Annotated in this window: 11 protein-coding genes; 8 read left to right on the top strand and 3 right to left on the bottom strand. The window is 38.8% G+C overall.

Going from position 1 to position 16,196, the window contains the following annotated elements; translation table 11 throughout:
• The first annotated feature begins 2 nt into the window (after positions 1–2).
• The 6 genes from P0Y49_12890 (at position 3) to P0Y49_12865 (ending at position 9,844) form a co-directional block, all read left to right on the top strand.
• The gene (locus tag P0Y49_12890) at positions 3–2,543 is read left to right on the top strand and encodes a right-handed parallel beta-helix repeat-containing protein (protein ID WEK17692.1); all 2,541 of its coding nucleotides are present in this window, start codon (positions 3–5) and stop codon (positions 2,541–2,543) included.
• A 9-nt stretch (positions 2,544–2,552) separates the two neighbouring features.
• Positions 2,553–3,638, top strand: coding sequence for a Gfo/Idh/MocA family oxidoreductase (locus P0Y49_12885; protein ID WEK17691.1), 1,086 nt, complete (start codon positions 2,553–2,555; stop codon positions 3,636–3,638).
• 38 nt (positions 3,639–3,676) lie between these two features.
• Positions 3,677–5,266, top strand: a complete 1,590-nt coding sequence (locus P0Y49_12880) for a sodium/solute symporter (GenBank protein ID WEK17690.1) — start codon at positions 3,677–3,679, stop codon at positions 5,264–5,266.
• 14 nt (positions 5,267–5,280) lie between these two features.
• Positions 5,281–7,470, top strand: a complete 2,190-nt coding sequence (locus P0Y49_12875) for an alpha-rhamnosidase (protein ID WEK21795.1) — start codon at positions 5,281–5,283, stop codon at positions 7,468–7,470.
• A 154-nt stretch (positions 7,471–7,624) separates the two neighbouring features.
• Positions 7,625–9,106 carry a hypothetical protein gene (locus P0Y49_12870; protein ID WEK17689.1) on the top strand — a complete coding sequence of 494 codons (1,482 nt, stop codon included), beginning with the start codon at positions 7,625–7,627 and terminating at the stop codon, positions 9,104–9,106.
• 264 nt (positions 9,107–9,370) lie between these two features.
• Positions 9,371–9,844 (top strand): hypothetical protein, encoded by a 474-nt coding sequence (locus P0Y49_12865; GenBank protein ID WEK17688.1) that lies wholly within the window; start codon positions 9,371–9,373, stop codon positions 9,842–9,844.
• Here P0Y49_12865 and P0Y49_12860 read toward each other — a convergent pair whose 3' ends face one another.
• Positions 9,845–11,356, bottom strand: a complete 1,512-nt coding sequence (locus P0Y49_12860) for an arylsulfatase (protein ID WEK17687.1) — start codon at positions 11,354–11,356, stop codon at positions 9,845–9,847.
• Between the two features lie 178 nt (positions 11,357–11,534).
• Between P0Y49_12860 and P0Y49_12855 the strand changes: the two genes are divergently transcribed.
• Complete coding sequence (locus P0Y49_12855) at positions 11,535–13,871, top strand: PDZ domain-containing protein (GenBank protein WEK17686.1); 2,337 nt, start codon at positions 11,535–11,537, stop codon at positions 13,869–13,871.
• Positions 13,872–13,891: 20 nt separating this feature from the next.
• On the opposite strand, the gene P0Y49_12850 is transcribed toward P0Y49_12855, so the two are convergent.
• Entirely contained in the window at positions 13,892–14,251 is a 360-nt protein-coding gene (locus tag P0Y49_12850; protein WEK17685.1) for a DUF1622 domain-containing protein, read from the bottom strand.
• Positions 14,252–14,393: 142 nt separating this feature from the next.
• On the opposite strand from P0Y49_12850, the gene P0Y49_12845 reads away from it, so the two are divergent.
• Positions 14,394–15,299, top strand: coding sequence for an NAD(P)/FAD-dependent oxidoreductase (locus P0Y49_12845; protein ID WEK17684.1), 906 nt, complete (start codon positions 14,394–14,396; stop codon positions 15,297–15,299).
• Here the strand turns inward: P0Y49_12845 and P0Y49_12840 are convergent.
• Positions 15,286–16,143 carry an Rpn family recombination-promoting nuclease/putative transposase gene (locus P0Y49_12840; GenBank protein WEK17683.1) on the bottom strand — a complete coding sequence of 286 codons (858 nt, stop codon included), beginning with the start codon at positions 16,141–16,143 and terminating at the stop codon, positions 15,286–15,288. The two genes, P0Y49_12845 and P0Y49_12840, sit on opposite strands and share 14 nt — an antisense overlap.
• Positions 16,144–16,196: the final 53 nt, after the last annotated feature.

Here is a 16,196-nt window from a genome sequence, read left to right as displayed (position 1 = left end):
TTATGAATTTTAAACCTTTCTGGCTGGTTTTGCTTGCAGGCATGCTATTGAGTAGCATCCCAAGCCTGGCTGCAGATATTTATGTTTCTTTGAAAGGATCGGACAAGAACGAGGGCACAAAAACAGCCCCCGTAGCCAGCTTATCAAATGCCTTGCGTAAAGCGCGTGAATTGAGGCGCTTAAAAGATCCTTCTATAAAAAATGGGATCAATATTTTTATTGAACAAGGAGTTTACTATTTAACAGAAAGCGTGATTTTGCGGCCTGAAGATTCGGGGACTGCGGGTAGTCCAACTGTGATTACTACGCTGGATGAAAATGAAGCTGTTTTAAGTGGCGGTTTACCCATTTCCGGATGGAAAAAGGTGGTTAGTAACGTCGATGGGTTACCAAATGTAGCTAAAGGTAAAGTTTGGGTAGCTGATGTATCTGATCTGGGAAATAGTCTTTTAGAATTTAGACAACTATGGGTTGATGGAAAAAAGGCTATTAGAGCCCGAGATTGGAATGGTGCACAAATGGGGCGAATTTTAAGTTGGAATTTTCCCGCAAAAACCTGCAAGATTCCTTTTTCAATGGCTAAATATACTGCCGGATTGGAGCAGATTAAAGGTATAGAAATGGTGATCCAGCAATGGTGGGCTATCGCTAATTTGAGGGTTAAATCAATCAAAGTAAATGGAGCAGAAGCAGAACTGAGCTTTATAGAACCGGAGAGTCGTGTACAGTCAGAACATCCCTGGCCGGCCCCTTGGATATCTGCCAGGACTGGCAATTCCCCATATTACCTAACCAACGCGATTCAGTTCTTGGATGAACCGGGAGAATGGTATGAAGACTTAAAAAATGACAAAGTTTATTATTGGCCTCGGTCGGGCGAAAACATGAATACGGCTAAAGTTGTTGTGCCGAATTTGGAGACTTTAGTGAGGGTAGAAGGCACGATCGATAATCAGGTGGCCTATGTGTCATTCAAAGGCATTTCCTTTCAGCACGCAGGCTGGTTGAGGCCGTCTCGCTTTGGTCATGTGCCGCATCAAGCCGGAATGTACATGTTGGATGCCTATAAATTGAAAATCCCGGGAACTCCGGATAAAAAGGGGTTGGAAAATCAGGCTTGGGTAGGTCGACCAGCAGCAGCAGTTGAAATCAGCTACGCGCATCATACGGGCTTTGAAGCTTGTAAATTTGAACATCATGCTTCAACAGGACTGGATTATAGACGGGGGACCCATGATAATGAGATTAAAGGAAATCTTTTTAAAGATATAGGCGGTAGTGGTATACTGGTAGGTGTTTTTTCTGATGAAGCTGCAGAAGTTCATTTACCATATAACCCAACAGATCAGCGTGAAATCTGTACCAATGAAAGTATTACAAACAACCTGATTACTGATGCGACCAATGAAGATTGGGGGTGTGTGGGCATAGGTGCTGGTTATGTAAGGGGGATCAATATTGCGCATAACGAGATTAGCGATGTGGCTTATTCTGGAATCAGCATGGGCTGGGGTTGGACTAAAACCATCAATGCAATGCGTAACAATACCATCCATGCCAACAAGGTTCATCATTATGGGAAGTATTTGTATGACGTGGCAGGCATTTACACATTGTCTGCGCAACCTGGTTCTGTGATCTCCAACAACTATATTGATAGCATCTACAAAGCCCCTTATCCGCACGATCCAGAGCATTGGTTTTACCTGTATACAGACGAAGGTTCTTCTTATTTTACAGTGAAAAATAACTGGACCCCGGCAGAGAAATATTTGCAAAATGCCAACGGGCCTGGTAATGTTTGGTCGGGTAACGGCCCTAAGGTAGCGGATAGTATTAAATTTAAAGCTGGTCTTGAACATGATTATGTTTATTTATTGAACAGTAGTTCAGTAAAAGTTTTTAATCAGCCTGTGAATAGTGTTGAATCCGGGAATGGGAATGAGGTTGCAATAGAGGTTGTGTTACCTTCAGCTGCAGAATTGAGTAAACCTCTAATGGTGGAAATTTGTAGGGAAAAAGGTATATCAGCTTCTGCAGTTTATCAATGGAATAACCGATTGCTGGTGTATGCTACAATGAATGAAGCAGAGGCTTTAATCAGGCAATTCCAGCAAAGGATTAAGGGAGCAGAAGTCAGGCTGTACAAGGATGTATTTTACACGTTTAACAGGAAAAAGCATTGTGGACAGGAGCCGGTTAAGGAATGGGATAACATTATTTTGAGTACGAACCTGGTAAAGGATGAGGCGATGCAAAAGGAATATCTGAATTACCATGCTACACAATTTGATAAGTGGCCGGAAGTAGCCAAGGGCTTTTGCAATGCTGATTTTCAGCAGCTGCGGATCTTTAAAAATGGAAGGCAGTTGATGTTGGTGATCAGCATTCCGAAAGGGACAAGTTTAGATGAATTAAACCCGAAAACCACACTAAATAATCCAAAGGTTGATGAATGGAATGTCTTGATGAAGAAATATCAGGAAGGTATAGCAGGCACCAAACCGGATGAAGTTTGGGTGTTTTTTAGTCAGAATAATTAAAGAATTTATATGTTGAAGTTAGGAATATTAGGATTAGGAGAAGGAAGAAGTACTATGTCTGCCGCCCTTGCGAGTGATAAATACGAGTTGGTTAAAATCTGTGATGCGAACGAAGAAGTGTGTAAACAGCGGGCTAAAGAGTTCGATTTCCCGTATTATACCACCAGCTATCAGGAAATACTGGATGACTGCACTATTGATGTAATTGCCATATATACTCCTGATCATTTGCATGCAGACCATGTTAAACAAGCGCTGTTGCACGGAAAGCATGTGGTTTGTACAAAACCATTCATTGATGATTTGGGAAGAGCTAAGGAGCTCCTGGAGGTTTCAAAGCAAAGTGGTAAGAAGGTGTTTGTTGGTCAGAGCTCTCGTTTCTTCGAACCTTATAAACGACAAAGAACAGATTACACTGCAGGTATTATTGGTGATTTAATCACTGTTGAGTGCCATTACAATGCAGATCATCGCTGGTTTCTGGAAAAGAAATGGGCTCTGGAAGCTTCTTTTAAGTGGCTTTATGGCGGATTGAGCCACCCTGTCGATTTCATTAGGTGGTACTTGCCAGAGATTGAAGAAGTAATGGGCTATGGAATGATCAGTGCCAATGGAAAAAAAGCAGGATTAAAAAATGAGGATACCATGCATTTTATCTTCAAATCAACTGATGGTAGGATTGCCCGTGTAAGTGGCTCCTATACCGGTCCAATACAGCCCGCTTATCGCGAAAGCGAAATGAGTTGTGTGTTAAGGGGGACAGAAGGGGCTAGTCAAGCTGATTACCACGAACTCCGTTATGCGGTAACCACCAATACTGGTGAAGAGCAGTTGATCACCTGGGGTGACGCTAAATTGAAGCATTTCTTCCGTTTCGAAGGACAAAGTCACCATGCAGGAGAATACCAGAATTACCTGGAATACTTTGCTGACAGCATTGAAAATGATACTGTTGCTTATCCGGATTTAAAAGAAGGAATAGGTACAATTGCGCTGCTACAAGCAATGGATAGGTCATTGCAAACAGGCTTACCAATTAAAATCAATGATATTTTGAATGAATACCAATTGTTAAGATCCGATTTCGGACTTTAACTAAAAACTAAACCAATCAACTAAACCAAAAACATTTAATGGGAAACATTGTAGAGCGCTTAACCAGTCTCGATTACTTCATTGTAATTGCTTATCTGGTTATTCTAATCATTATAGGTTATAGGGCCAGCTTCTCTAAGAAGGGGAACAGGGATGAGACCTTATTTCTGGCGAATAAATCATTAGGTTGGTCCAGTATCGGTTTCAACATGTGGGGTACCAATGTTGGTCCGTCTATGTTGCTTGCATTTGCAAGTATAGGTTATAGTACAGGTATTGTGGCTGTTAATTTTGACTGGTATGCCTTTGTATTCCTGTTTTTACTTGCTATCGTTTTTGCGCCTAAATATCTGGCTGCCAAAGTAAGTACTATGCCCGAGTTTATGGGTAAAAGGTATGGTGATTCTACGCAAAATATACTTGCCTGGTATGCACTGATCAAGATCTTAATCTCCTGGTTGTCGCTGGGACTATTTGCTGGGGGCTTTTTAGTTCGACAAATTCTCGGCATCCCCATGTGGCAATCTGTAACCGTGTTGGTTGCTTTTGCAGGTTTGTTTACTTTCTTTGGTGGTTTAAAAGCCATTGCCAGGGTAAACGTTTTTCAAATGATCCTGTTGATTGCAGTATCTCTTGCGCTTACTGTATTGGGTTTACATAAAGTCGGAGGTATTGAGGCTTTATACAGCAAAACCCCATCACATTATTGGAATCTGATTCAGCCAGCCAGCGATCCCAAATATCCTTGGTATGCCATTTTGCTTGGTTATCCGGTAGCCGCTGTGGCTTTCTTTTGTACAGATCAGGCCATGGTACAATCTGTATTAGGGGCTAAAAATCTGGAACAGGGCCAGCTTGGAGTTAGCTTTATTGGTTGGTTAAAGATCTTGTCGCTCCCCTTGTTTATCATTACCGGGGTATTGTGTTTCGTGCTATTTCCGGATTTGAAAGACCCTAATGAAGCCTATATGACCATGGTGACTAATTTATTCCCTCCGGGAATGAATGGGCTGGTTATAGTAGTGCTGATTGCAGTGTTGGTAGGAACCATTGGTTCTTCTTTAAATTCTTTAAGTACCGTGTTTACCATGGATGTTTACGTAAAAAACATCAATCCGCAAGCTACCAATAAACAGATCATTAGGATGGGTAGAATAGCTGTGATTGCCGGATGTGTATTGGCAGTAATTGTGGTATTGGCTATAGATAACATTAAAGGTTTAAACCTGTTTGACGTTTTTCAGTCGGTCCTGGGCTTTATTGCGCCTCCATTATCGGTAGTTTTCTTGTTAACCGTTTTCTGGAAAAGAACAACACGCAAAGCCGTCAACTTTACACTATCGATCGGTTCAATTTTAAGCTTAGGCACAGGAGTGACATATTTGTGGATTCTTCCACCGGATGAATGTTCTTTCTGGCCGCATTACCTGATCCTTTCCTTTCTGATCTTTTTAGGTTTGCTGATAATCGCCATAGTAATCTCCCTGGTTGATAGGAACCCGACGGTTTATGAGATTGACGAACTGGACAAAAGTACAATCGAAAAACCAACAAATCGTGTTTGGGTATCCTGGATTGCGTTGGCAATTGTGATGGTTGCATTATATATCTTTTTTAACGGACATTAATTTTATAGATGGAAATGAAACTTTTTAAAACAAGTATACTGAAGTTAGCAGCACTTGTACTTTTATTAACAGTGCTATGGACTGATGTTCATGCACAGAATGCTAAAAAAGCCTCCTGGATCTGGTATCCTGGTGATCTGGATATATGGGTATCTAATAAAATGCAGAATCGTAGAACAGAAAGAGGAGCTTTCCTTCCGCCATTCTGGAAAATGGATAGCCATTATGTACTGGTAGAATTTCATAAGGAATTTAATCTGGCTACTCCGGAAGAAGTAAAACTGTATGTGGAAGGACAATACAATGTAAAGATTGACGGACAAGCCTTTTCGGGTTATCCTAAAAAAATTACCATCCCGGCAGGTAAGCATAAACTGAGTTTAAAGGTCTATGGACAGGATAAGGTTCCGGCTATATTTGTGCAAGGGAAAACGGTAGTTTCTGATGATAGCTGGTTAACTACTTTTGAGGATAAAGAATGGATAGACGAGAGTGGAAAGGCTTCCGATAAATCGGGAACCACCTTTGTTTCTGTTGGATCATGGAATTTAACGGATCCACTATCACCACCTTCACAATTTAAGTTATCCACCAAATCTATGGAGGCTGTAAAAACCGATAAAGTGGATAAAGGTTTTGTAGCTGATTTTGGCAAAGAGACTTTTGGTTTTCTTAAGCTTCATGGTTTAAAGGGAAATGGTAAACTGCATATTTACTATGGAGAATCAAGGGAAGAGGCTTTGTCTGCCGATAAATGTGAAACACTTGATCTGTTGGATATCGATTTAAAAGGAAAAACAGACTCATTAATTGAGTTGTCTAAAGCCTTTCGTTATGTGAATTGTCAGCCGGAAGGCAATGTAACACTTGATAAGGTAAGTATGCTGTATGAGTATGCTCCCGTAACAGAAAAAGGGAGTTTCCGTTGCTCCGATGAGCAAATCAATAAGATTTATGATGTATCGAAATATACATTTCATTTAAACACCCGCGAGTTTTTTATCGATGGAATTAAGCGGGATAGGTGGGTATGGTCAGGCGACGCTTATCAAAGTTACCTAATGAACTATTATTCTTTCAATGAATCGCCAATAGTGAAGCGTACTTTGCTGGCGCAAAGAGGAAAAGATCCTGTAACGGCACATATCAATACCATTATGGATTACTCCTTTTATTGGTTTTTAGGTATTTATGATTATTACCAGTATTCAGGAGATCAGAAGTTTGTACAAGATGTTTATCCAAGAATGAAAACTCTGATGGATTATGTGTTAAACCGCCGGAATAATGATGGTTTGCTGGAGTGGATGCCGGGCGATTGGATTTTTATTGACTGGGCTGACAAGTTAAGTAAAGATGGAGAAGTGAGTTTTGAGCAATTGTTGTTTTGCCGTAGTCTGGAAACCATGGCACTTTGTGCGGACATGGCAAAGGATACTGAAGCAGCTGCAAATTATAAACAGCTTGCAGTGGATTTAAAAGCGAAGATCTTTAAGCTGTATTGGGACGAGAACAAGCATGCATTGGTACACAGCAGAGTTGGTGGTAAACCTACCGATAATGTAACACGTTATGCCAATATGTTCGGTATTTTTTTCGATTACTTTACGGCTAATCAAAAGCTAGAGGTGAAACAGCATGTGCTGATGAATGATAAGATCAACAAGATCACAACACCTTATATGCGTTTTTATGAGCTCGAAGCGCTTTGTGCAATGGGCGAGCAGTCGTACGTATTGAAACAGATGAAAGATTATTGGGGTGGGATGTTGGATTTAGGAGCTACTTCTTTTTGGGAAGAGTACAATCCTGAGAAGAAAGGTACTGAGCATTTGGCCATGTATGGCAGGCTTTTTGGTAAAAGCCTTTGCCATGCCTGGGGCGCTAGCCCAATTTACTTGCTTGGTAAGTATTATTTAGGAGTTAAGCCGCTTTCACCGGGATACGAAACTTATGTGGTTGAACCAAATCTGGGTGGATTGGACTGGATGGAAGGTAAGGTGCCAACACCTGCTGGCGAGATTTCCTTGTATTGCAGCAAGAAAGAGATTAGGGTGAAATCTGATGAAGGATCAGGTGTGTTGCGGTTTAAAAGTATTTCTAAACCAGTTATAAGGGGAGGAGAAGCCAAAGAGGTGGGGAAAAGGACTTATGAACTGCAGCTCGAAAAAGGGGTAGCCTACGTAGTTAGTTATAAAAAGTAACGTTAATTATAACGATTAACTGCTTTGAAAGACCATTTAGGTGAAGAATTGCTTGAATACTCTTTTTAATGAAATTTTTTTGTTGTAACCATAAAAGTGTACCTTTAGGTTAATTTTAAAGTTTTATTTTCACTTAAACTGTAATAAATTATTTATGACTACTAGAATAGCGTTCTTGTTAATTGCTTTTTTTGCCTGTAATACTACTTTTGGACAATCTCAGATTGGCATTATTAAAGATCCGCAATGGAATTTAGTGGCTGCTTATGACAGTAAATTCAAGAATACGATTAACCTTTCTGATAATAGTTTGGCTATGGTGGTTGGGGTTCCGAAAGTTGATTTTGCTGTTGTAAATATTGATTGTAAACTGGCTCAGAAATGGCTTACCCCACTTAGTGGATATCCGTTGACCATTGGGAAGTTCAAAAATAACATTTTAGTAGTCGCTGCAAGTGATAAAAATTTTATTAAGAACTTTGGGGGTGCTTATAAAGCTTATCTCCTCGAAGAGAAAACAGGTAGGGTATTGTCTGAAAAGATAATCTACGAAGGAAATAAAGATTTTATTGAAGAACCTGATTTTTTCTTTGCTACTGATGGTTCTTACTTCAGAATGTCGGTACGTCTGACTTTAATGAAACGTAAAACGGGTATTCTTGCCTTGTACCAATCTGACAAATCATATCCGCAGACGCAAGATTTTAGCATCATTAATTATGATGGGGACTTAAATCAAAGAGAAATCATACATCCTCGGATGCCGGAAGGAGAGCAATGGACGACATCAAACGGTGCGGATGGTAGTTTGTTTATTGCTACTGTGGATAATAAAGGAGGTAAAATCTCTGCTGCAACTTATATCGCAAATAGCGCAGATCCGTTAAAGATTGTGACCATTCCGATGGATATAAGGAAGGGCAGAGTGATCAGTTCAATATTGAGTACTGCTAGTGCGAAGCCATTCATCAACTATTTGGCTATAGTTTATGAAAATATGGACAAAGAGACGACTTTAATTACTGCTAAAATAGATTTTAAAGATGGTACTTCAAAAGTAACTAAGGATGTTTTTGATAGTAAACGTGTTAAGGAATTACGAAAAACCTTTGTTCCGGTTAATAAAACTTTTGACGATCTAAAGTTCGCTAAAATAGAATTTTTAGGGGTAAAGCATATTACGGAATATGGGGATAAATTATTGGTCAGTGTGGCACCTAGTTTCTTTCAGGCGTCAAATAATGTAGCCGTCACTTTCGATGGTTCATTATTAATGAAAATTTATGATCAGGAGGTAAAAGAATTGTATCACCAATTTATCCCACGTACTTATATGAGCTTAGATGGCGAAGGCTCGAAGATAGCCTACTCACTTAAAGGTAATGTCTTAAGAATGGTTGCTAACATGAGAACAGGTAGCTTGAGTACGACTTCTTCATTGTTTGCTGAAATGGATTTTACAACAGGTAAGATGCTGAGTACCAGTAAGATTTATAATAGAGATATCAAAAGAGGTTTTTATGTAAATACAGAATCTGTTACTTGGTTAAATGAATCATTTATTCTGCCTTATTATGATAAACAACGTGTTTTTAGAACAACTATTGACGCTCAAATGCAGTTGTTGAGTTATTAATATAAAATGATCTTCTTTATGGAGTGCTTCAGACACCTCTTAAACTTCTATTTAGAAGTTTAAGAGGTGTCTTTTTTTGTGATAATTTTTCTTTAGTTTAAATCACTTAAGAAAGCCAATGATAAAAGGAGGTAAGGTGATAGAGGTTGGAAAAAGGACTTGCAAGCTTAAAATAGAAAGGGGGATGGAATACATGGTGAGTTATACCCTCCAAATATGGAAACAAAGCTCTAGCCTGATTTGTTACTATGAAAAGATGCAATCATGGAAAGTGTATTGAAGCCATTTCTGGAGTTGTTCCGGGAAATTTATATTGGTTCTGAGTTTGAACAAACCTGGATTATAGATGGTACACCTGGGTATGGCTTCACCACAACAATTAAACAGATAACGGCTAAAATGGCATCTACTCCTATGGTAGAAGGTGGCTCTACCATTGCAGGTCATACTGAACATTTGCGATGGAGCTTGGAATTTGCAATGACATTTTACAAAGGACAGCAGCCTTCAGGTAGCTGGGAGGAGAGTTGGAGAATTCGTAAAGTCAACAATAAGGAATGGGAGGAATTACAGTTGGCTTTATTGATTGCTTATCAGAATCTGGTTAATGCTATTAGAGAAGTTAATGACTGGTCAAATCCGTCTTTGCTTAAGGGCACATTAGCATTATTGCCACATGCAGCCTACCATTTGGGTGCAGTGAAACAGTTGATCATAGCTGTTCATGAACATAAATAATTAATTTGTTTTTCTGCTATGGCCTTCGGTAATATATTTATTTAGCAAAGTAGATAGTTCCTTTACAATTTCGGGTTTCTCGAAATATAGGTTGTTTTTTTCTTCAATATCGCTAGCCATATTATACAAAGTCATGGGTGCTTCTCCTGGTTTTGCTTCCAGTTTTCTTGGTTCAGTAAAGCCTCCGGAACCTAATTCAGTGCTTAGCTTCCAGTCGCCTTTACGGATAGCAAAAATACCTCCTAAAGAGTGATGTACAATGGCCTCCCTGATAGGAGATTTTTGTTGCCCGGTAAATGCAGGTAACATATGCTCACTATCTTCAGCGGCGTTTATAGGTAATGGTTTGTTGATGATGTCAGCGACTGTCGCAAATAAATCTGTTGTGCACATGATTTCATTGCTTACACTCCCCGGTTTAATTTTTGTTGGCCATCTTGCGATAAATGGAATCCTGTGACCCGCATCGTAAATATCAGCCTTTCTGCCTTTGAAAATATAATTGGCATGATGATTAGTTTTTTCAATGTCAGCAGGCTTCCAATCAGAGCCGTTATCACTCGTTACAATAACTAGTGTATTGCCATCTAAATTGTTTTTTTTCAATGCTTCTAGTACTTTCCCGATCATGTAGTCTGTTTCTTCTACGTAGTTTCCATATACTCCGGCTTTAGACTTTTTAAATTCTTCGGTAGGCACCCATGGGGTATGTGGGGAGGGAAGTGGAAGATAAAGGAAAAAGGGCTTATTACTGGTTGACTGCTTATTAATATAGGTAATAGCATCATTGATGAATTCAGGTAATACCTGCTGAAAATCAAATCCTGGTGACATTTTTCCTGCCCTTCTCATACTACCCCTGCCTTCAGATTCACTTTTTCCGGGAGTATAGGCTGTAGCAGGAATTACAGCTTTGTTATTTCTAAGATATAGGTATGGACTCATGTCTAACGAAGCCGGAATAATATATGAATAATCAAAACCGTGGTTTAAAGGACCATCTTCAAGTACCTTTTCGTAATTAACATTGTCGTTAAAATCAAGATCAATTTTTTCGCCAGTCCCAGAATTTCCTACAGGTTTTGTTTGGTCATTCTTTGCCCAGCCTAATCCCAAATGCCATTTCCCTATACAGGCAGTAGTATAGCCATTATCTCTTAAAAAGGAAGCTACTGTTGGTCGACCTTTTTCAATGAGCGCTGGAGAATAGCCATGAAGTACACCTTTTTTAAGCGAAGATCTGAAAGCATATCTTCCGGTAAGTATACCGTATCTGGTTGGTGTACAGACAGAAGAGTTGGAGTGTGCATCAGTAAAATAAATTCCATTTGAGATCATTTTGTCAAGGTTTGGAGTATTGATCTTTGATTCCTTATTGAGACTGGAGATATCACCAAATCCCATATCGTCTGTAAGTATGTATACAATATTAGGCTTGGTCTGCTGTTGGGCAAATGAAATTGAGGTGGTTAAACAAATAGCGGTAAGTAAAAGGTTTTTTATGTATTTCATGTGCCTAAGAGGATTCAGATATGAGGTTGAATTTCAATATAATGTATTAATTTGTTTACTGTTTTATAAGCAATCTGTTAAATGATTTTGGCAAGAAGCTCATATAGGAGCTTAAATTGTTTAATACTCTGCCAATATATATTAAGTGATGTTGAATGATTATCTTCAATTTAGGATAATGAAACTAGCGATTACTTTCTTTTTTAGCTTTTTGATAGTGGTTACTTCTACTCACGGAAAGGATATATATGTATCTGAAAAAGGAAATGATAAGAATAAAGGGACATTGCTTAGTCCATTTGCCAGCCTATATAGGGCACAGATGGAAGCTAGAAAATTTAAAACGCAGCAGATAAATATATTCCTAAGAAAGGGGACTTATGATTTAAGTCAACCTATCATTTTTATTTCAGATGATAGCCGCGCTCAAGGCAAAGGGCTAGTTATTCAAGCATATCAACAAGAAAAAGTATATATTAAAGGCTCATGTAAATTGAAGTTAAATTGGGCACAAAAAGACGGCGTTTATCAGGCAAAAGTTCCTCAACCAGGATTAATCTTTGATCAGCTATATGTAAATGGTGTATTGATGCAAATGGCGCGTTACCCTAATTATCAACAGGGAAAAATGCCTTTTAATGGTACTGCAGCAGACGTGATTAGTCATGAGCATATTCAGAAGTGGAAAAATCCTGAAGGAGCTTATCTTCACGTAATGCAAACTAGTATGTGGGGTGGGTTTGCTTATCGGATTAAGGGAAAAGGTGGATCTGAGTTAGAAATGGAAGGTGGCTGGCAAAACAACCGGCCATCTGCTATGCACAAGCAATATCGTTTTATAGAAAATGTATTTGAAGAGCTGGATACTTTGAATGAATGGTATTTTGACAAACACAACCAACAGCTTTACTTAAAGACCAATAGGGATCTGTCGACCGCCTTGATTGAAACACCTCAACTGGAAAGTTTACTGGAAATAAAAGGTTCAGCTGAAAAGCCTGTAGAAAACATCAGTATAAAAGGGCTTATTTTTAATCACGCGCTGCGGACTTTTATGAAAAACAGCGAGCCTTTACTACGGAGCGACTGGACCATATATCGTAAGGGAGCCATCACTATTGAAGGAGCTAAACACATTAACATAGAAAAGTGCGTATTTAATGAACTGGGAGGGAATGTGTTGGTGTATAGTAATTACAATAAACAACATACTTTTTCCGGTAATCATATATATAATTCGGGGGGCAATGCTGTAGTGTTTGTTGGTGATCCGAAGGCAGTGCGTTCGCCTGTTTTTCAATACAATAAATTCGTGGAGTTAAAAGATATAGATATGCAGTCAGGTCCGATCGGTAATAATTTTCCATCAGAATGTACGATTTACGACAACCTGATCCATGACATTGGCCAGGTAGAAAAGCAGACGGCTGGCGTGCAGATCTCTATGGCCCAAAATATTAAAGTAAGTCATAATACCATTTATAATGTCCCAAGAGCAGGTATTAATGTAAATGAGGGGACTTGGGGAGGTCATAACATCGAATATAATGACGTTTTTAATACAGTACTGGAAACAGGGGATCATGGTGCTTTTAACTCTTGGGGAAGGGATAGGTTCTGGCATCCTAAGCGGGTGGTAATGGATAGTCTTGCAGCTAGTCATCCGGAACTGATCTTCCTGGATGCGATGAAACCTACAGTGCTTTTTAACAATAGATTCAGGTGTGATCATGGCTGGGATATAGACTTGGATGATGGCTCTTCCAATTATATTATCAAAAATAATGTATGTCTTGCGGGAGGTCTAAAACTTAGAGAAGGATTTAAGCGAGTAGTGGAGAATAATATCATGATTAATAATTCTTTTCATCCTCATGTATGGTTCAAGAATAGCAACGATGTATTTAAACATAATATTGTCAGCACCGTTTACTTTCCAATTCAAATTAAAGATTGGGGGAAACAGGTGGATGATAATCTCTTCCCGGATGCGGCTTCGTTAAAAAAAGCACAGGCATGGGGAACAGATGCAAATTCAGTATTCGGTGATGCACAGTTTGTTAATGCAGGACGGGGGGATTATCGGGTAAAAGCAGGATCAAAAGCTTTTAGTGTAGGATTTAAGAATTTTGAGATGAATTTTGGAGTAGTATCGCAGGATTTAATCACAAAGGCTAAAAAAGTAGCCATCCCAAAGTTGGTATCGTTGGTATGGAAGGAAGATGCTATATATGATTTTGCAGGTGTAAAGGTTAAAAATCTCACTACTCTTGCAGAAAGGTCGGCGACAGGGATGTCGGCCGAAACAGGTGTATTGGTAATCCAGATAGACCAAGGCAGTTTAATGTACAATGTGTTAAAACCTAATGATGTGATTTTACAAATGGCGAACCTTCCTGTGCTAACGGTGAAAGATCTGATTGTGGCAAGACAGTTTTCCCAATCTAAGAACATGGTCAAACTTAAACTATTCAGAGACCAGAGAGAGCAGGAAGTCACAGTGAATTTGAAATAATTCAGGTAAAATTGTAATATTTATTCGTCTTTATCTTCCTTTATTGGTTTGTTTTCGGCAATGTTTTCAATTTCTTTATTCAGGAAAAAGGATAGGCCTGTTCTGATGACTACAGTTCCGGCCAATATTCCTAAATCATCAAATGAAGGATTTAGAATGGTATCTATAATATCTGATGCAATTAGAAATTCTAAGCCTAACAATAAATAATAACCTACTTCTATTTTGATTTGAACAGTTTTAGCTAGTGAAAAGGAATTTCTAAACCGGTTCAATTCGTTATGGATGAATTTAAACATTCCAAGTGCTGCGCCATAACAGATGATGGCAATACTGGCGTAGCTAATGATATGAGACAAGGATTGGAGCAGGTAATTCATAGATAAGCTGGATTTATATAAAAATAACAAATTATAAGAGAATATTTACTTTATAGCGGTATTGAATTTTATTGCATCAATGTTGCAATTGTTGTTTGCGCTGTGTTTATTATTTTGCAACTTTGTTGCAAAATAATATTGAATGAAAAAGAACCAAAATTATGATGTAGTCATCATTGGTGGAAGTTACGCCGGTCTGTCAGCTGCTTTAGCACTAGGTAGGGCTATAAGGAATGTGTTGATTATTGATAGTGGAAAACCTTGTAACAGTCAGACACCGCATTCACATAATTTTCTTACCCAGGATGGTAACACACCAGTGGGTATAGCTGCACTGGGAAAATCTGAAGTGATGCAATACCCAACAATAGAATTTCTAGCGGATTTGGTGACTGCAGTAAAAGGAGAAAACAATAATTTTGACGTTTTTACGAGTTCTGGTAAAGTAATAAAAGCACGTAAGTTACTATTTAGTACGGGGGTAAAAGATCAGATGCCGGATATTCCAGGTTTTGCAAATTGCTGGGGGATATCTGTTATTCATTGCCCTTATTGTCACGGTTATGAATTTAAAGATCAGGTTACAGGGATATTAGCCAATGGAGATACCGCTCATGAAATGGCACTTCTGATTAATAACTGGACAAAGAAATTGTCTGTTTTTACCAATGGGCGATCAGAATTAACTGAAGCACAGCTGCAAATGCTAACAGCCTTGAAAATAGATGTAATTGAAAAACCGTTGCGGGAGATTGAGCATAAAGATGGTTCCTTAAATCAGATCATCTTTGGTGATGGTAGTCGCTACGCCTTAAAGGCACTATATGCAAGACTTCCCTTTGAGCAACATTGTGTCGTTCCAAAAGAAATGGGATGCGAGCTCAATAAAATGGGCTATCTGCAAGTAGATGAACTCCAAAAAACAAGTATCGCAGGTGTATATGCTGCAGGTGATAACACGAGTAAGTTTCGTGCGGTTTCAGCTGCAGTAGCTGCTGGAGGTAAAGCAGGGGCTTTTATTAATCACGAATTGATTACCCAAGGGTGATCAATTCGATCTCTTCAATTGAAAGTTTAGTGAGTTTTGCGATCAGTTCATTCGTTAAGCCCTCTTTTTTCATTGCAGAGGCAATGTTAAGCTGAGTTTGTTCTGCTGCTTGCTCCGCAGCTTGCTCTTTAGCCCAATCCATACCACCTTTCCAATCAGATTTAGCTTTTATGTCTGATTCATACAATTCGCGTTGTTCTTTGGTTAACTTACTCACTTCGGCAATTTTAAAAATCTTTTGAAATACTCTTTTATCCAGGAAGCTAGGAATTTTATTTAGACGGCTTAAGTTTTTTAACAGGTAAAACCATTTGTCCAGATCAGATTCCAATTCATGCTCGAGCTTATCAAAGCTAGGTAATTCAAGGAACTTGTAGCCCATGCCTTTGTAAAATACTTTGCCGGTATCTGTGTTCATTAATGCGATATTATGCAGGTAGTTGCTATCGACATTATTGAACTGGAACTCCATAATGCCTATCAGGTAAACTTCTTTTAATGGCGTATTCCAGTCTTTTCCTTTTGGTAATTGCGCACTAATTAGTCTTGACATGTAAAATACACATCTATCCCTAAAGAACTTTTGTCCGGTTCTCTGCATTTCAATAATAAATTGCTCACCATCCTGTCCGGTACAGGTGAGGTCGAAGAGTACTTTTTTCTCTTTAGTATAACTCCCACTATACTCAGTAGCGCTATAGGTAATATCTACAATGTGCTTTTCTCCCTGAAAGAGGGTATTTAAAAATTCGATAAGAATGTCCTTATCGGGTTCATTCCCAAATAAAAGTTTAAAACCAAAGTCTGTTAGTGGATCAATGTAGCGGCTTGTGTTTTCTGTCATGGCTATTAAATTACGTAACTGGTAATTTAATCTATTTTTAGTAGAGAAACACA

This window comes from Candidatus Pedobacter colombiensis, assembly GCA_029202485.1.
Classification (GTDB): Bacteria; Bacteroidota; Bacteroidia; order Sphingobacteriales; family Sphingobacteriaceae; genus Pedobacter; species Pedobacter colombiensis.
This window is presented reverse-complemented; position numbering and strand designations above follow the sequence as displayed.